Source organism: Shewanella chilikensis, assembly GCF_002836945.1.
Taxonomy (GTDB): Bacteria; Pseudomonadota; Gammaproteobacteria; order Enterobacterales; family Shewanellaceae; genus Shewanella; species Shewanella chilikensis.
Genome location: NZ_NIJM01000071.1, coordinates 1 through 17,649, shown reverse-complemented (window position 1 = coordinate 17,649; position 17,649 = coordinate 1). Strand labels below are relative to the sequence as shown.

The window sequence follows — 17,649 nt, the reverse complement described above, 5'->3', positions numbered from 1 at the left end:
TTACTCATTCTGGGTTCAGGTTACAACACGATGATCTCACATCTCGGACTTATTCTCACCTTCCCTTTGTAAACCTGCTGGATATGTCCACTCGTTGGGAAAAGGATAAGGAGCCTGGTCTCTATCAGGGCCTTGATCGTCAGTCCGGCAAACTCAAATGGACGGCTACGCCGGTCGACTTGGTGTTTGGTTCCCATTCAGAACTCAGAGCCATCGCTGAAGTGTATGCCGCAGACGATGGCAAGACCCGCTTCGTTGAGGACTTTGCCAAAGCCTGGACCAAGGTGATGGAGCTGGATAGGTTCGATTTGCAGTAATCGTTGACGGCTGATGTAAACAAGTAAGAGAGATAATCCATCTCATGAAATCGGTGCAGGCTTTGGCTTTGCGCCGATTTTTCTTGGGGCTTTCCCAAGCGCTATTTCTATCGGGTTTGGGGATGAGGTATTTGGTCGAACACGCAACTTCAGTTGCTGGCTCATCGCATACGCCGTTATTTTTTTGGAATGAGGCTCTATTGATTAACATATCAACGGGCGTGCAATCGAGTCAGATAAAGTTTAGCCCATGGCCAAACAACCAAATTGGCTGATTGGATTGATAAAAAGGGCATAATCCGTGTGGATAAAGCCATTCGCCACTATTGAGGTGGGTTGGGGGATTGCCTACAATATCGCGAGTTTTATTTACCCAAGATGAAGATTATGACCGATACCAAAGTACCACCCACTCTGCCGGATCGCCTTTCTATCAACCCACGCAGTCCACACCATGTGGCCGAAGTATTTGAGTTCGATGTGGGCATTCGCATCAATGGCAAAGAGCGCAATGACGTGGAAGAATACTGCATCAGTGAAGGCTGGATTAAAGTCGCCTCTCACAAAGCACTCGACCGCCGCGGCCAGCCCTTGTTGATGACCATCAAAGGCACAGTAGAAGCCTTTTATAAGTAAGCTTTTTAGCTGTAAATATTGCATAAAGGGCCATCTGCAAAGATGGCCTTTTTATCAGTGAGTACCTTGTTCTGAGATATTCGCTCAACCAATGTCGTAAATCCATTTTTTGGGCAGTAACGCGTAAAAATCTAATAAAATTCAGATGTTTGTTTAAAGTTGGCCCGGCGGCTGTGCAGAATTCTCGACAAAGTTTGTATGTTTAAAAAAACGCCCCGGATTGAAACCAGCTTAGGCTTTTGTCGTTTGTGACGCCTAAAAAAGCCAGGGAGGACCCTGGCTCGAGCAAGCACAAAGCTTAACAGATTTTTTGAGCTACTTAATCTCTTTGGGTTTGTATGGACCATTAGGTAAGTAGGTCGATTGATCGCTATAGAAAACTTGGTAGTTAGCCATCCGGGTAAGAGGCATATAATCGGGAGCCGCGCGGTTAATTGTTGCTGTGATGACAGCCCCTATGAGATCGGCCAACGGGTTACCGGTAGAACTATTTTGGGGGGTATATTGCATTTTTTTTGAGGTTTGCCAAATCGTATCCCCGGTTTTGTTTTTGAATGCGTATGTAAACTCTACTTCTGTCGTACTTGAAATAAGCATATATGTGGTATCCCACCGCTCTATCGTGACATACAGAACCACATCTGCACCAAACATTTGTACCAAAGAGGTCACGGGTAGCTGATGTATCTCTTGAGGCTCGTAAAGACCTTCATATTCAAGGATTGTCTTCACTGTATTCGATGGATAGACATAGTAACCTTTCTCTGCAAGCATTACAGGTAAAGAGCTATACACAGCAAGCGGCGCATCGACATCAACGCTGTGGTTTATGACTGGGAGTATCAGAATTGAGCTTGGCTTGTGTTCTTCAAAACCAGTTTGACGTGGAGCCGTCGTTGTTTGACATGCGGAAAGTAAGGCAACTAACGCAACTGAAAAAGTTAATTTGATAAATTTCATTGCTTATTACCGTTTTGACGTTGAAGGTTTTGCACTAGAGTCTTCATTAAGGCTGCGCTCTCCGGCCATGTATTCGCTTCTTTTTCATAAAACGATATTGCTCCGGTTATATCGCCTGATTTTAGCTTGAAAGTTCCGACTTCAGCATATAACCCAGGTGCTGGTCGTTGTTTATTATCTTCAATTTGTTTCAGGTGATCTTCAAGTGCTATAGGGAACTCCTTAGCTGCGACGGGATCGTGATAGTATTCGTACAGGCCTTCATCATAAACTCCCCAGTTATATAACGTTGTCGATTTACAGCCAGCTAAGCCAAACACTACCAATACACATAGGCCAAGTTTGAGACGGCTCATTTGATCAGGACCTCTTTTGTCACACCATCGGATACATAGATTTTCTGCGATGAAATAACAGTATCACCATTTAGGATCTCAATAATGTGAGTACCAGGAAGAATACGCAAAGCTTGAGTACCATTAGTGAATGGCGCGACAGGTCCATTGTCTAGTCCGTCAACTATTACACGCATTCCTTCTACACCAGAATTATCGCTTACTTTAAATATAATTTGAGGACGATTGTCTACAGTTGAACTGGTAGTGGTTGGCATTTGTACACAACCTACATTGAGGGATAAAACACTCAGTATCAGGGCTAATTTCAACTTCATTATTTCGCCTCCACCACATTAAGTTCTGTGTATTTAAGACCATCAATTGAACCGCTGGAAATAGTGGTTATTGCGCCTTCGTTTGTTTCATTGTCGCCAAAAAGCTGTATTACTGAAACAGTAGCGACTTTCTTGCCAGGTAATGTAATATCGAAACCAGTTTGTTTGGACTTTACGACTTTTCCCTGAGTTTCGATATTAAAACTCATTCCTTGTTTTATACCTTGTGACTTACCGCCACTGATGTAAATCATCCCGTCTTCAACAGCTAGAATGTCGGTTTGCCAAGGACGGGTTTGCATTTCGGCGGTCAATTTGCTGATAGCATCTGATATCGCGTTAGAAATCGCAGCATCATTGAGTGTTCCATCGTAGGCAGCTTTAGAACCAAAGCCTGCAACAGAAGCGGCCTCAGAACTACTTTCCCCTGCTCCTGATAGAGAATGGTAAACCAGCCCAGTTTTGCTATCGACTAAGCGTAAGTCAACTTTAGCAAAGGCGACTTGTTTTTTAGTGGAAGAAAGAAATCCACTTTTCCCTTCTGTTTTACGGCCAAATTCAGTGAGAGAGCCGATTATTAAAGTATCAACACCTACTAGGTTTAACTCTTGTCCAGTAAGCTTTGCCTCATCTTTAAGGCGCTCAATATCTGGACGTTCAAACACGAGATATTGGCCTGACTCTGTCAGAGCTTTTGACAACATGTCGGTCACTTGCTTACCAAGTACATCGCCTTTGTCATCTCGCAAAAGGCTTTTGCCGTAGATGGTTTCATTAGTAATTCTGCCAAGAGCTAATTTACGTTTTAGGATAGGATTGGTAACCGATGCCTCCATGGCTGCTTTTTGTGCTTCAATTTGAGCTTGTTGAGAGTGAGGGCTTTCCTGGGACTCAACTTGTGGAGATTGGGTTGCGCATCCACTGAGAGCTAAAGCGAGTGCGCTGGCAGTAAATAAACTGCGTTTCATTTTTGGGTTCCTTAATTGTGGGTTACATTTTGCAACGTAAGTTTATTTAATGTAAATATTTTTTTGTGGGTTAATGTTCACATTTTATATTGATACTTTGGCCCCGCACATTCCCTAAGTTTGGGAGCATTAATAGAGTGCTTAGCCTATAACTTTAAGAAACAGTGTGAGACCAAGTACTTTAAAGTGTTAAAAAAATGACTCTTTTATTTTGTTTATCTTACAAAAGATGGTATTTGAAGATATCCCGTTGCCTGGTTGAAAATCAAGTGTAAATGAGCGTATTGGGTTGTGCATGACATAAAAAAGCCAGGGAATACCCTGGCTGGGGGATTAAAGAGGGCTGAGATTAGCTGGCGTCCTTCATGGCACGGGTAAAGTCGGCCAGAGTGCTCAGTAGCATATCGGGTGCATTTTGGTGTTGTTCAATGATCCTGACCACGGCAGAGCCCGAGATGGCACCGGCGGCGCCGGCGGCAATTGCGGCGCTGACCTGAGCCGGCTCGGCGATACCGAACCCCAACAGTGGAGGCGGCGCATCGAAGGCTTTAAGCTTGGCCAGTACTTCATCCACCGGCATACCTGCCTTATTGTCGGCGCCAGTTACCCCGGCGCGGGACAGCAGATAGGTGTAGCCTTCAGCGGCTTCACTCACCGCCTTGAGAGTGTCATCATCGGCATTGGGCGGCGCAATAAAGATAGGCGCTATGGCATGGGCCTTGGCGGCTTCTATAAAAGGTGCGGCTTCCTCAACCGGTACGTCGGCTATCAGCACTGAATCCACCCCGGCCTCGGCGGCGCGGCGATAGAAGTTGTCGATGCCGTTGGCGTACACCAGATTGGCGTACAACAGCAGGCCGATGGGCAACTCGGGATAACGGCTACGTACCTCGGCGATAAGCTCGAAGCACTTGGCTGGAGTAGTGCCGGCAGCCAGCGCCCGTAAGTTGGCGCCCTGGATCACCGGGCCATCGGCCAACGGATCGGAAAAGGGGAAGCCCAACTCAAGGGCGTCGGCACCATGGGCAATCAGGGTGTCGATAATCTGCAACGACAGCTCAGGGCCGGGATCGCCCAGTGTCACAAAGGGAACAAAGGCGCCGCGGCCTTCGGCCTGCAGCCGGGCAAAAGTGGTTTGATAACGTGTACTCATGCCTGTGACTCCTGTGATTTATCTGACTGCGCAGATGCAGCCTGGCGCTCTGCCAGGATATCGGAAACGGTAAATATGTCTTTATCGCCGCGGCCGGAGAGGTTAACCACCAGTATGGTTTCTTCGCGGCACTCTTTGGCCAGCCTGATGGCATAGGCCAGCGCGTGGGCCGACTCCAGCGCCGGAATAATCCCTTCGCAGCGGGCCAGTAACTGGAAGGCTTCCAGCGCCTCCTCATCGGTGGCCGACTCATAGGTTGCGCGTCCGGTGGCGTTGAGGTGGGCGTGTTGCGGGCCGACAGAGGGGAAATCCAACCCGGCAGAGATGGAGTAAGATTCTTCTATCTGGCCGTTGCTGTCCTGCATCAATGGCGCCTTCATGCCAAAAAATATGCCAGTCTTGCCGTGCCGCAGCGGCGCGCCGTGCATCGGCGTATCTATGCCTTTTCCGGCCGGCTCAACGCCTATGAGGCGCACCGAGGCTTCATCTATGAAGTCGGCAAACATACCTATGGCGTTGGAGCCGCCGCCAACACAGGCAATGACGGCGTCCGGCAGTCGGCCTTCACGCTCAAGGATCTGCGCCTTGGTTTCGGCGCCTATCATGCGCTGGAACTCCCTGACTATGGTGGGGAAGGGGTGAGGCCCGGCGGCGGTACCCAGCAGGTAGTGCGCCTTGTCATAGCTGCCGGACCAGTCGCGCATCGCCTCGTTGCAGGCATCTTTGAGAGTGGCAGAGCCTGAGGTGACAGGAATGACCTCGGCACCCATCAAACGCATGCGGAACACATTAGGGCTTTGGCGCTCCACATCTTTGGCGCCCATGTAGATTTTACACTTAAGGCCCAGCAGGGCGCAGGCCAGGGCGGTGGCCACCCCGTGTTGACCGGCGCCGGTTTCGGCGATGATCTCTTTTTTACCCATACGCTTGGCCAGCAGCGCCTGCCCCAGCACCTGGTTGGTCTTGTGGGCGCCGCCATGCAGCAGATCTTCCCGCTTGAGGTAGATTTTTACCTTGTCATTGGGTGACAGGTTACGGGTCAGGGTCAAGGCGGTGGGACGCCCGGCATAGTTTTTCAAAAGCTCGGTGAACTCGGCCTGAAAGGCGGGATCATTCTGGGCCTCGACAAAGGCACTTTCCAACTGCTTCAGCGCCGGCATCAAAATCTGCGGCACATACATGCCGCCGTATTCCCCGAAATAAGGGTTGAGTTTTAACTCGCTCATACTGCTTTCCTTAGGATACTTGTTGCGCCTGTCTGACAGGCGAATACTGTTGTTCTTGTCAGGCTTTGAGCTGCTTAAACACCACCTGCAGTGCCGCTCTGTCTTTGATGCCGGGGGCGCTTTCCACCCCTGAGTTAAAGTCCAGCCCGAAAAAGCCCTGGGTGGCAGCCAAGGCGGCGTTGTCCGGACTCAGGCCACCGGCAAGCATGGCACGCTCACGCTGGGCAAGCCCTTGCTGCCAATCGAAATGTTTGCCGGTACCACCAAAGCTGTCGCCGCTTTTACTGTCATAGAGATAGCGGTCGGCGCCTTCCGGCAAGGTTGGCAGCTCGCCGCCGTCGACATTGACCGGGACAGCCTTCCAGATCTCGGCCTGATGCCCGTTTTGCTCAAGCAGCAGCTTGAGCTTGGCAATATCTTCACTTGATTCACTGCCATGAAGCTGCAGCGCGCTCAGTTTCAGTTCATTGGCCAGCTCGGCCATCTTAGCCGGTGATTCATTGACAAAAACCCCTACCATTGCCAGTTTACGCGGCTGCTCGGCGTTATAACGGCACAGCTCGGCGGCGTGGGCGCGGCTGACACAACGGGGGGACTTGGCGGCGAAGATGAGGCCGCCATAGACGGCACCGGATTTTGCCGCATCCAGCAGATCCTGCTCCCGGGTCAGGCCACACACCTTGTTGTTGCCATAGATAAGGCGGCGACAGGCCAGATCCAAATCGGCCTCGGCCATCAGCGAGCTGCCTACCAAAAAGCCGTCGACCAGCGGGCTGAGGCGGCGTACATCCTCACGGCTGTAGATCCCGGATTCGCTGATGATCAGTGTCCCCTCGGGGATCTTGGGGGCTAAGTATTCTGTCATTGCCAGATCTGTACTCAGATCCCTGAGGTTGCGGTTGTTGATGCCAATAATCGGCGCGCCCAGAGCCAGCGCACGCTTGAGCTCTTCCTCGTTGGAAACTTCCGTGAGGGTGTCGAGGGCATATTGCTCGGCTTCGCTCGCCAGCAATCGATACTGCTCATCGCTGAGTACCGACAGCATCAGCAAGATGGCATCGGCGCCCTGATGGGCCGCCAACTTAACCTGATAAGGCGAAACAAAAAAGTCTTTGCACAATACCGGCTGTTTGATTCTGGCCCGCACCTTGGGCAAATAGCGAAAGTCACCCTGAAAGAAGGCCTCGTCTGTCAGTACCGACACCGCGGAGGCGTAGCGGCTGTAAACATCGGCAATGGCAACCGGGTCGAAGTCTTTGCGGATAAGCCCTTTGGAGGGGCTGGCCTTCTTGCATTCCAGAATAAAGCCGGCGCCTTTTGCACTGAGTGCCTGATACAGGCTGCGATCCGACGTCTTGGGCGTCAGGCTATCTTCGGGAAAACGCAGCTTGAGGGCTTCAATATGCTGCTGCTTGGTGGCGACGATACGCTCAAGCACGTTACTCATGATATAGCTCCTGCCTTGCTCGGTTGTGGTGAGTTGGCGTCATTGTTTTCAGTCTGGGTTTGGTGGGCCTTGTCCGCCAGGGCGTTGAGTTTGGCGCAGGCGCGGCCATCATCCAGGGTGGCCAGTGCCAGTTGGGTGGCCTGCCTGAGATTGTCAGCCTTGCCGGCGAGATAGAGCACGCAGGCGGCATTGATGGCCACGGCGTGACGCTGGGCGGCGCTGCCTTTACCGGCGAACAGTGCTTGGGTAATCAGGGCGTTTTCTGCCGGGGTGCCGCCTTCCAGCTCGGCCAGCGTCGCCTGCGGCACGCCAAAGTCTGCCGGGGTGAGGCGATATTCCACTATCTCTGCACCCTTGAGTTCGGCCACCTGGGTTTCGCCGTGCAGCGCCACTTCATCCAAGCCGCTGCCGTGAACGACCATGGCGCCTTTGACGCCAAGGGCCCGCAACACTTCGGCAATGGGGCGAACCAAGCTCGGGCTGTAGACCCCAAGCAGCATATAGTCGGGACGAGCCGGATTAATCAGCGGGCCGAGTACATTGAACAGGGTGCGGGTCTTGAGCGCCTGGCGCACAGGTACAGCATGCCGCACTCCACCGTGATAATGGGGTGCAAACAGAAAACACAGGCCGTTGTCTGCAAGGTGTTTGGCGGCGCACTCGGGTGACATGGTCAAGTCTATGCCGAATTGTGCCAGCAGATCGGAAGAGCCCGACTTGCTGGACACTCCGCGGTTGCCATGTTTGGCAACATTGACCCCGGCCGCGGCGGCAACAAAGGCGGCGGTGGTAGAGATATTGATGGTGTTGTGGCCGTCACCGCCGGTGCCGACAATATCCACTACCCTTTGGCATTGGTGCGGAAACGGCTTGGCGGCGGCCAGCAGGGCATCGGCGGCGCCGCTGATCTCGTCTATGGTTTCGCCCTTGAGCTTGAGCGCGATCAGCATGGCTGCCATCTGGCTTTCACTGAGCTTGCCGTCGATAAGTTCGGCAAACAGGCTGGCGGCCTGGCTACGGCTTAAAGACTCGCCCCGGTACAGGCTGTCGAACAGAGGTTGCAGTTCAGTCATGGCAGGTTTCCTCGCGGCTCATGGTCAGGTATTGCAGTGTTTGCACCAGCAAGGTGCTGCCAAGGGTGGTGAGAATCGATTCGGGGTGGAACTGGAAGCCGACTGCGGCATCACAGCGATGGCTGATGGCCATAGGCATGCCTTCGGTGGTGGCTATCACCTCCAGGCAGTCGGGCACCTTGGTTGCCACCAGTGAATGATAGCGGGCCACAGGCAAGGGAGATGGCAGGTTGGCAAACAGGCCGTCGCAGTTGTGCTCTACCGGGCTGGCCTTACCGTGTACCACTTGGGGGGCACGCTCAACCTTGCCGCCGTAATGTTCAACCAGGGCCTGGTGACCAAGGCAGATACCGAGAATCGGCAGTTTGCCGGCCAGCAGCGCAATAAGCTCCATCATACAACCGGCTTCTCTGGGGGCTCCCGGGCCGGGAGACAAAATAAGCGCTGCCTGACCCGGCTCCGCCAGCATCCGCTCGGCGAGCAACTGGGCACTGACATTATTGCGATACACCAGCACTTCAAAGCCCAGGCTGCGGAACTGATCCACCAGGTTGTAGGTGAAGGAGTCGAAGTTATCCAATAGATAGAGTTTCACAGGCCACCTCCCATCTTGATTGCACTGATCACTGCCTGCGCCTTTTGCGCGGTTTCGTCGGCCTCGGCCTGGGGATCTGAATCATAGACCACTCCGGCCCCGGCCTGGATGTGCGCCATGCCTTCGCTGACGAAGGCGGAGCGGATCACTATGCAAGTGTCCATATCGCCGAGGGCGTTGAGATAACCCACGGCGCCGCCATAGCTGCCGCGGCGCTGCTGCTCGGTTTCACGAATGAGTTGGGCGGCGCGCACCTTGGGGGCGCCCACCAGGGTGCCCATGTTCATGCAGGCCTGATAGGCGTGCAGGGCGTCGAGATCTTCCCTAAGCTGCCCGGTTACTCGGCTGACCAGATGCATCACATGGGAGTATCTGTCTACCTTCAGCAGCTCGGCCACTTTACGACTGCCACTCTGGCTGATGCGGGCGATATCGTTGCGGGCCAAGTCCACCAACATGATGTGCTCCGACAGCTCTTTCTTATCGAGTCTCAGTTCCAGCTCTATGCGGCTGTCGAGATCGAAATCTATCTCGCCATCTGGGGTCTTGCCGCGTTTGCGAGTACCGGCGATGGGGTAAACCTCAACCTGATTGCCCTCGGCTTCATACTTGAGGGCGCTTTCCGGAGAGGCACCAAACAGGGTGAAGTCGGCGCTGCGCAGGTAAAACATATAGGGGCTGGGGTTGGTCAGTCTCAGTGCCCGATAGGCGCCCAGAGTATTGGGGCAGGGCAGGCTGAAACTGCGTGATGGCACAACCTGAAAGATATCACCGGCGCAGATATGCTCCTTGAGGCGGCTCACCTGGCGGCAAAAATCGGCGTCACTGATATTGACGCTGGCCTCGGCATGTACACCGCTTAAAGGGGCGACATCTTCCAGCAGCTGGCAGTTGGTTTCTATGGCATCCAGTCTGGCGCCAAGCTCGGCCTGCACCTCGCTGTTGCCATTAAACTCCATCACCACGGCTTCGGCGCAGCCCTTTTGGTGATCCACTGTTATCAGGGTTTCAGCCAGATAAAACAGATAGTCGGGGCAGTGGTTGGCGCCCTGGCTTACGCTTGGCAGCGGCTCTGTGCTGGCGATAAGGTCGTACCCCAAAACGCCGCCCAGAAATCCGGTTTCAAACTGGCTCTCCTTTTCATCAACCAGACCCTGCTGCAGTAATCTCAGGCCATCGAGCGGCGAGCCTGCCTTGAGTCTGGCATCTTCATCCAGCTCGGCAGTGATCGGGCGCAGTACGACCTTGAGGCTCTGCTGCTCCAGGCTGACCTCACCGCGCGAGTTAAAGAAGTCGTGAATCGCAGGCAATAGTCCGGCGCCGTTGTCTGTCAAAGCCTCGAAGCTCAAGGTCGACCCGTCACAGCGAATGGCCAGCGCCGCGTGGCTGAGGATAATGCTTTTCAGGTGATCCTTGCTGTCGATTTCGGCCGACTCCAGCAACATGCTGTGAGGCTTGTCCCGCGTCAGTTGCTGATACAGTTTCAGGGGATCGTCGTAATAGGGCAGTGACCGCGTCTGGCGGTGTACTCTGGCGATTGGCTCGATTCTGTTCATCTGTTCATCTGTCCTTCCTGTTGTTCCGCTGTTTAGCCTGGCTGCGGGGTTTTCCTGCCCGTTAAGCACAAAAAAGCCCGCAATCTCTTGCGGGCTTTTTGTTGAATTTGGCTGCGTTATTTTCAATCGTGCACAGCGCTTCACACTACCCGCGTTAAGGGAAGTGCCACCACCAGATGATGTTGAGTGAAGCGTTGAAGTGTGTCATTGAAAATTTGTCCTCTCGACGTTTGACCTATAGAAAAACCCAGCTGCCCGCCAATGTCAATTGAATATTTTTAATTTAGATAAATTTCTGCCAATTTGCCGTCGCCCAGCGGAGATAAATCGCATTTTGCCAACAAAACCAAGTAGAATAGCGCTATGATAACTGAAAATACTTTGGCCGATCTTCACAGCCATACCACAGCCTCAGATGGCCAACTGACACCGTCTTTGCTGCTCGAACGCGCCCTGGAAAAGGGGGTTGAGCTGCTGGCGATTACCGATCACGACACAGTCGCCGGGCTGGATGAGGCCCATGCCTTCAATGCCGGGCAGAGCGCGCCTTTGACCCTGGTGGACGGGGTTGAGATCTCTACCCGTTGGCACGCCTATGATATTCATATCGTGGCACTGGATATCGACCGTCACGACGAAAACCTGCTTGTCTTTCTCGAGCGTCAACGTGAGCTCAGGGAAGAGCGGGCTCGCGAAATAGGCGCAAGGCTTGAAAAGGCCGGTATCCCCGGGGCCTACGAAGGCGCCAGGGCGCTCGCTGGTGATGCGGCACTGAGCCGTGGCCATTACGCCCGTTTCCTGGCCGAGCAGGGGCACGCGCCGGATAGCGCCAGCGTGTTCAAGAAGTTTCTCGGCCGTGGCAAAACAGGCTATGTGCCCAACAACTGGGGTGAGATGGCGACGGCCATAGAGGTGATCCACAACGCAGGTGGAGTGGCCGTGTTGGCCCACCCCAGTGGCTATCAACTGTCGGCCAAGTGGCTCAAACGCCTGGTGCGCGAATTCAAGGCCGCAGGTGGTGATGCCATGGAGGTGGTGCTCGGGCAGCAAACCACAGACGACAGAAATAATTTAGGGGCGCTGGCCACTCTCAACGGCCTCTACGCCTCGGTGGGATCCGATTTCCACTTTCCCGGCCGCTGGCTGGAACTGGGCAAGAATCTGTATCGGCCCCAGGGATTGAACTGGGTCTGGCAATGCAAGCAATGGACAATAACTAAATGAGTCAATTTTTCTACGTACATGAGGTGAATCCTCAAACCCGTCTGATAAGCCAGGCGGTGAGCATTCTGAAAAGCGGCGGGGTCATAGTTTACCCCACAGATTCCGGCTATGCGCTGGGTTGTATGATTGGCGATAAAGACGCCATGAGCCGTATCGCCAGAATTCGCCAGATAGACAATGATCATAACTTTTCGCTGATGTGCCGCGACTTATCTGAGCTGTCGACCTATGCCAGAGTCGATAACCAGGCGTTTCGCATTCTGAAGAACAACACACCGGGTTGTTACACCTTCATCTTCAAGGCCACCAAAGAGGTGCCAAGAAGGCTGCAGAACGAAAAGAAACGCACCATAGGCATTCGGGTACCGAACAATGTTATCGCCCTGGCGCTGCTGGAAGCTCTGGGTGAACCCTTGATGTCCACCAGTCTTATTCTGCCCGGCAACGACTTTACCGAGTCGGATCCCGAGCATATCCGCGATATTCTCGAACATCAGGTAGATGCCATTCTCCACGGCGGTTACCTGGGCGAAAAGCCCACCACAGTGATAGACATGTCTGAAGGCGAAATGGTCATAGTCCGTGAAGGCAGTGGCGATATCAGCCCATTTCTTTAACCGCTCAATAAAGGTATAATCGCGCGTTTGGTCGGCCTATGCCGCCTTAAGGATGCTGCCAGAGGAGAGAAAACGGCTTGAGTGAAGGCGTTCAACAGAGTCTGCCGCTTGCCGTAGTGCGGGGTGAGGCGCTTAGAGAGCTGCCTGCCGATCTCTTTATTCCTCCCGAGGCGCTTGAGGTGTTTCTTGAGGCGTTTGAAGGGCCGCTCGACTTGCTTTTGTACCTGATCCGCAAGCAAAAAATGGATGTGGTAGATCTGCCCATTCACAGGATCACCGCCCAGTATCTTGAATATATCGAGCTGCTGCAGGGCGCCAGGGTAGAGCTGGCGGCCGACTATCTGGTGATGGCGGCAACATTGGCGGAAATCAAGTCGCGTTTGCTGTTGCCAAGGCCGGAGCTGGAAGCCGAGGAAGAGGAAGACCCCAGAGCCGTGCTGATCCGCCAACTCAAGGCTTATGAAGCCATCAAAGAGGCGGCGGTGCGGCTGGATGAACTGCCAAGGCTCGAGCGGGACGTATTCCAGGCCAAGGCGGGCAAGGCGCCGGATATCAAGCCCTTGCTGGTGCCGCCGGATGTGTCTTTGGCCGAACTGGCCCGGGCCTTTGGCGAGGTACTCAAGCGGGTGGAAGCCGGCACTTCTCACCAGGTGCAGCGCGAGCAGCTCTCTACCCGGGAGCGGATGAGCCAAATTCTGGCCATGCTCTCCAGTGAGCATTACACCCCTTTTGAAGCCCTGTTCAAGGTGGAAGAGGGGCGCGCCGGAGTGGTGGTCAGCTTTCTGGCATTGATGGAGTTGGTAAAGGAACTGCTGGTGGAACTGAGCCAGGCCGAACCTTTATCGCGAATTTATCTCAAGGCGTACTGACGGGAGCCGACTTGGCGAAGATTAACGACCTTCAGCTGAAACAACTGATCGAAGCCAGCCTGTTTGTGCTGGCCAAGCCTATGACCTTGAAGGCGCTGAGAGAAACCGTGCTGGCCGATTTCAGTGTCTCACGCGAGCGTATTCGCGCCGCAGTGGATGAATTGACCCTGGATTACCAGGAGCGTGGAGTACAACTGGTCAAGGTTGCCGGCGGTTATCGGTTTCAGACCCGCGACAGCCTCAGCCCCTTGCTGCAACCTTTGTGGCAGGAGCAGGCGCCCAAGTACTCCAGGGCAACATTGGAAACCCTGGCGGTTATCGCCTACCGTCAGCCTGTGACCCGCGGCGAAATTGAGCTGGTCAGAGGGGTGGCTGTCGGCAGCCAGATTATCAAGAATTTAACAGACAGACGCTGGATCCGCGTTGTGGGGCACAAAGAGGTGCCGGGAAGGCCTTCGTTATACGCCACCACTACAGAGTTTCTGGCTTACTTCGGTCTGGACAGCATAGCGGATCTGCCGCCTCTGTCTGACGCCGAATCATTAGAGGCGGTATTTTCGGGGATGAAAACACCGCCGGAACCCTTAGAAGAGTCAACTTGAATGAGCGAAAAATTGCAGAAAGTCTTGGCCCGTGCAGGCCATGGCTCCCGTCGTGAGATGGAGGCATGGATTGCTGCAGGTCGCGTGAGTATTGACGGAGAAATCGCCAAACTGGGTGATCGCATCGAAGCCGACGCCAAGGTACGTATCGATGGCCGTGCGGTATCGCTGAAATCTGCCGATGATGTGATCTGCCGGGTACTGGCCTACCACAAGCCGGAAGGGGAGATCTGCTCGCGCAAAGATCCCGAAGGTCGGCCCACAGTATTCGATCGTCTGCCCCGCACCCGAGACAGCCGCTGGGTTGCAGTGGGACGTTTGGATATCAACACCTCGGGTTTGTTGCTGTTCACCTCGGATGGTGAACTGGCCAACCGCCTGATGCACCCCTCCAATGAAGTGGAGCGTGAGTACGCCGTGCGTACCTTCGGTGAAGTGCCGGAAGCGGCGCTGCAGCGTTTGCGCAGCGGCGTTATGCTGGAAGATGGCCCGGCCCAGTTTGACCACATCAAGGCCGCCGGTGGCGAAGGCATCAACCAATGGTGGCACGTTACCCTGCGCGAAGGGCGCAACCGTGAAGTGCGTCGTCTGTGGGAATCCCAGGAAGTGCAGGTGAGCCGCCTTATTCGGGTGCGTTACGGCATGATAGAACTGCCCAAGAGCCTGCCTCGTGGCGGCTGGGTCGAACTGCCGCTGGAGCAGGTTAACTACCTGCGCCAACTGGCGGGCATGGATCCGGAAACCCGCTCCATGCTGGGTGCCGACAAACACAGCGTGGCCCGTAACAAGGTACGCAGTGCCAAGGTGCGCCGCGCCGTGCGTAAACACAAGACGGCGGCTGGCAAGCCCAAACCGACCCGGCAGCGCAGCTGATACTGCCAAGGCTTTCGGCAGTGTGTTACAGCTTGTCGATAGCCTGTCTAATCCCATCTAAAGATGTGATTCCAATGCAATGAAAGGTCGCCGCGGCGGCCTTTTTTGTTGCTCGTTTTCTTAGCTTTTTGGCACTGTTTCTCGCTGCTTTTGCATAGTTTCTACTTAGTTTTTGTCGTCGTTTTTGCCATAGCTTTCGCCAAAGTTTTTTGCCATCAATTTTTACTGTAAAAAGTCCACGCATCTTGGCGCAGTTCAGTCATGGTATAAGATAAAGGAACAGCAACTCAGGGAGCCAAGGCATGCAGCTGATCTCACACACAAAAATTTGGGACCAAGGCGAACACAACGCCTTTTGCGATCTATGCCGCTGGCAGGGGGCGCTCTACTGCGTCTTTCGGGAGGGCCAAGCCCATGTGTCTGATGATGGTGCGCTGAGAGTGCTTAAATCCAGCGACGATGGCCAAAGCTGGCAGGCCGAGGCGCTTATTCAAAGTGAGCTTGGCGATCTGCGTGACGGCAAACTGCTCGCCCATGCCGGCCGTTTATGGCTTTTTGGCGCAGCCTCCAAACATGGCAAGGCGCCGCTGCAGTCTTTGATGTGGCACTCGCTGGATGGCATCAACTGGTCGGCCCCCGAAAAAGTCGCCGATACCGGATACTGGCTCTGGCGGGTGACCGAGGCCGAAGATGGCCTCTACGGCGTGGGCTATCGCCCTGGCGCCGATGGTGATGTCAGGCTCTATCGTAGTGAGCGCCTGCAAGCATCACAAACCGGTAAACTGCAATTTACGCCCTGGGTCGCCCCCTTGCAAAATGACGGTTATGTCAATGAATCATCACTGTTGTTTTGGGGCGGCGAGCATACTCGCTCAGCTCAATCCTCTTCAAACACAGAAGCGCTTTGCCTACTAAGGCGCGATCCAGTGTGGGACGCACAAGAAACCGGGCTGCTCGGCAGAGCCAAGGCACCTTTCAAAACCTGGCAATGGCAGCAGCTCAGTTGCCGTATCGGTGGCCCGGTCGCCTTTTTCTATAACGACCGCCTGCTGGCTGTGGTGCGCCTCTATGACAATAAGGTGCGCACCTCGCTGGTGGAAATCGATAGCGCCACAGCCCAGGTCACCGAGCTCTTAACCCTGCCATCCGGCGGCGATACCAGCTACGCAGGTATCGAGCTGGACGGCGATGAACTCAAGCTGGTGTACTACTCAGGCCATGAGGGCAAAACCGCCATCTATTTCGCCCGTATCGGGCTTAAAGGTTAAAGTACCTGGCCACAATACCTGTCTGCTCGACACCAGCCAGCGTGACTGAATCAGGTTTAATAACAGGGAAAATCGCTTTAGATTTCAAAGTCAGTCAATTGGTACGCAAGCTGTTGATTTTTTATGCAATAAAAAAAGGTGTCCAAAGACACCTTGTTACTTTGAATTGGTGGATGTGGCACTTGTTGAGCCAATTCTCTAACACACTGATTCTTATAGAAACCTGACGAGGTTTATGTAACACAGAGTGTAGCACATTTAATCCTGAATTTATTACCTATAGCAAATGGGAAATTGATTTCATGAACTATTTGTCGAAATTGTTTCCGCCTACATTATCTGAATTCGGGAGTAACAATGGTAATCCGTTCTTTGATATTTGACGTGCTATAATTTTGTGAAAAGGATTAATGGTAATGGATAAAAATAGTATTTTGAATGAGATAAAGCTTATAGAAAAAAACACGGTATTAAATTGCCAGGTAAGTATAAAGAATTTTTGTCTGAAGAGGTGATGGACAAAGATTTTTATGAAATTGAAAGGGGGGATGGTGATTTTGTTTATATTTTCAATTATAAAGATGTCTCTGAAAGGAATGAAACATACAATATACAAAAGATAGAATCTGATTACTTTTTAATAGGTCAAGATGGTGATCTTGGATACTTTGTTTATTTAAAAGATAACGATAACAAAATTTACAGTTTAGATCTTGGAGCACTCGGCAGCTTAGATATGGATGAAGAAGCAAAAGATCTATATGACTTAAGTTCATAGTTTTTATTATTCGCATTTGCTTTTGCTAAATGATCGTTCCTAATTGTGCTCCATTTTCATGAGACCACGCTCGCTACCAGGGAGTCCAAATGCTGGGGTCTATGATGTTGCAGGGGGAGGTGGAAATCATGCAAAGTTGATTTTTGAAGAAACATTGAACAAGTTAGGTGGATGATGGATAATTTAAGAATTGGCAGTTTAATGGCTGTTCCTTATGGAAATGGAAAACTAGCGTTGTGTCAGGTGGTTTGGATATCTAACGTTATCAATAATTGTATCGGATTTATAGTACTTTCAACATCTTATGATGATTCTAATGTTGAGAACAATAGAGCTCTCGAAATCGACTTGCCTGTGGGTAAGATAGTTACAATATATGCTAGCATCGACAATGTTTTTAATGGGAATTGGCGTTTAGTTGGTTTTTCTAATGTCAATAATCTAGATGAATATATAACGCATAATATTGGTGGGAATCTCTACAAAGGTGATGTTTTTGTGAGGGTGCTAGATAAGAGCGAAATCAATAATTACAGAAAGGTATTAAATAGTGGTAACAAAGCTGTTGATTTGATTCTGTGTAGGTTTGATGAGATCTATAATAAGTAATTAAATAAAGACAGCCAATAAAGACAGGATAGTCAAACTTTTTGATGTTTTCCCGAATGGCAGGACAACCAACTGGTATCCCAACGCAATAAGTTGGGAGAGCAACTGGCGTTCAAGCGGGATGGATTAAGCCACAATATCGAAAAGCGCGAGGGTGTTCAAAATTCTGTGTCACGTTAAAAATCACAGATCGATGTGAGCATCC

General features: G+C 52.4%; 18 protein-coding genes and 2 pseudogenes. 10 read left to right on the top strand and 10 right to left on the bottom strand.

The features are described from left to right. Positions 1–317, top strand: a pseudogene (locus tag CX651_RS18555) (catalase-peroxidase); the annotation flags it as partial. 387 nt (positions 318–704) lie between these two features. Continuing rightward, positions 705–953, top strand: coding sequence for a DUF3297 family protein (locus CX651_RS18550; protein ID WP_101057490.1), 249 nt, complete (start codon positions 705–707; stop codon positions 951–953). A 315-nt stretch (positions 954–1,268) separates the two neighbouring features. Here the strand turns inward: CX651_RS18550 and CX651_RS18545 are convergent, their stop codons facing one another. From CX651_RS18545 to CX651_RS18500, 10 genes are all read right to left on the bottom strand, one after another. Continuing rightward, positions 1,269–1,913 (bottom strand): DUF799 domain-containing protein, encoded by a 645-nt coding sequence (locus CX651_RS18545; protein WP_101057487.1) that lies wholly within the window; start codon positions 1,911–1,913, stop codon positions 1,269–1,271. After that, on the bottom strand, positions 1,910–2,269 hold the full coding sequence (locus CX651_RS18540) for a DUF4810 domain-containing protein (RefSeq protein ID WP_101057484.1): 360 nt from the start codon (positions 2,267–2,269) through the stop codon (positions 1,910–1,912). Before CX651_RS18540 ends, CX651_RS18545 begins: the two co-directional genes overlap by 4 nt. Next, positions 2,266–2,586 carry a hypothetical protein gene (locus CX651_RS18535; RefSeq protein ID WP_101057482.1) on the bottom strand — a complete coding sequence of 107 codons (321 nt, stop codon included), beginning with the start codon at positions 2,584–2,586 and terminating at the stop codon, positions 2,266–2,268. The genes CX651_RS18540 and CX651_RS18535 overlap by 4 nt, the downstream gene beginning before the upstream one ends. Continuing rightward, positions 2,586–3,554, bottom strand: a complete 969-nt coding sequence (locus CX651_RS18530) for a CsgG/HfaB family protein (protein WP_101057480.1) — start codon at positions 3,552–3,554, stop codon at positions 2,586–2,588. The genes CX651_RS18535 and CX651_RS18530 overlap by 1 nt, the downstream gene beginning before the upstream one ends. A gap of 349 nt (positions 3,555–3,903) precedes the next feature. Next, on the bottom strand, positions 3,904–4,707 hold the full coding sequence (gene trpA / locus CX651_RS18525) for a tryptophan synthase subunit alpha (protein ID WP_081737130.1): 804 nt from the start codon (positions 4,705–4,707) through the stop codon (positions 3,904–3,906). Further along, a complete protein-coding gene (trpB, locus tag CX651_RS18520; RefSeq protein WP_062793538.1) occupies positions 4,704–5,933 on the bottom strand; it encodes a tryptophan synthase subunit beta in 1,230 nt (409 codons plus the stop codon). Before trpB ends, trpA begins: the two co-directional genes overlap by 4 nt. Positions 5,934–5,991: 58 nt before the next feature. After that, on the bottom strand, positions 5,992–7,380 hold the full coding sequence (gene trpCF, locus CX651_RS18515) for a bifunctional indole-3-glycerol-phosphate synthase TrpC/phosphoribosylanthranilate isomerase TrpF (RefSeq protein ID WP_101057478.1): 1,389 nt from the start codon (positions 7,378–7,380) through the stop codon (positions 5,992–5,994). Next, positions 7,377–8,453 (bottom strand): anthranilate phosphoribosyltransferase, encoded by a 1,077-nt coding sequence (gene trpD, locus CX651_RS18510; protein ID WP_051472749.1) that lies wholly within the window; start codon positions 8,451–8,453, stop codon positions 7,377–7,379. The genes trpCF and trpD overlap by 4 nt, the downstream gene beginning before the upstream one ends. After that, entirely contained in the window at positions 8,446–9,048 is a 603-nt protein-coding gene (locus tag CX651_RS18505) for an aminodeoxychorismate/anthranilate synthase component II (protein WP_025010670.1), read from the bottom strand. The genes trpD and CX651_RS18505 overlap by 8 nt, the downstream gene beginning before the upstream one ends. Next, the gene (locus CX651_RS18500; protein ID WP_101057476.1) at positions 9,045–10,604 is read right to left on the bottom strand and encodes an anthranilate synthase component 1; all 1,560 of its coding nucleotides are present in this window, start codon (positions 10,602–10,604) and stop codon (positions 9,045–9,047) included. The genes CX651_RS18505 and CX651_RS18500 overlap by 4 nt, the downstream gene beginning before the upstream one ends. A 363-nt stretch (positions 10,605–10,967) precedes the next feature. On the opposite strand from CX651_RS18500, the gene rnm reads away from it, so the two are divergent. The 8 genes and pseudogenes from rnm (at position 10,968) to CX651_RS18460 (ending at position 17,444) form a co-directional block, all read left to right on the top strand. Continuing rightward, positions 10,968–11,828 carry an RNase RNM gene (gene rnm, locus CX651_RS18495; RefSeq protein WP_028780247.1) on the top strand — a complete coding sequence of 287 codons (861 nt, stop codon included), beginning with the start codon at positions 10,968–10,970 and terminating at the stop codon, positions 11,826–11,828. Continuing rightward, complete coding sequence (locus CX651_RS18490) at positions 11,825–12,445, top strand: L-threonylcarbamoyladenylate synthase (protein ID WP_025010668.1); 621 nt, start codon at positions 11,825–11,827, stop codon at positions 12,443–12,445. Before rnm ends, CX651_RS18490 begins: the two co-directional genes overlap by 4 nt. A gap of 77 nt (positions 12,446–12,522) precedes the next feature. Beyond that, positions 12,523–13,314, top strand: a complete 792-nt coding sequence (locus CX651_RS18485; RefSeq protein ID WP_101057474.1) for a segregation and condensation protein A — start codon at positions 12,523–12,525, stop codon at positions 13,312–13,314. 11 nt (positions 13,315–13,325) lie between these two features. Next, entirely contained in the window at positions 13,326–13,916 is a 591-nt protein-coding gene (gene scpB / locus CX651_RS18480) for an SMC-Scp complex subunit ScpB (protein ID WP_025010666.1), read from the top strand. Beyond that, entirely contained in the window at positions 13,917–14,789 is an 873-nt protein-coding gene (gene rluB / locus CX651_RS18475) for a 23S rRNA pseudouridine(2605) synthase RluB (protein ID WP_025010665.1), read from the top strand. Between the two features lie 302 nt (positions 14,790–15,091). Then, a complete protein-coding gene (locus CX651_RS18470) occupies positions 15,092–16,057 on the top strand; it encodes a sialidase family protein (RefSeq protein WP_101057471.1) in 966 nt (321 codons plus the stop codon). A 460-nt stretch (positions 16,058–16,517) separates the two neighbouring features. Beyond that, a pseudogene (locus CX651_RS18465) lies at positions 16,518–16,835 on the top strand (hypothetical protein); the annotation flags it as partial. Between the two features lie 171 nt (positions 16,836–17,006). After that, the gene (locus CX651_RS18460; RefSeq protein WP_101057469.1) at positions 17,007–17,444 is read left to right on the top strand and encodes a hypothetical protein; all 438 of its coding nucleotides are present in this window, start codon (positions 17,007–17,009) and stop codon (positions 17,442–17,444) included. Positions 17,445–17,649 lie beyond the last annotated feature (205 nt).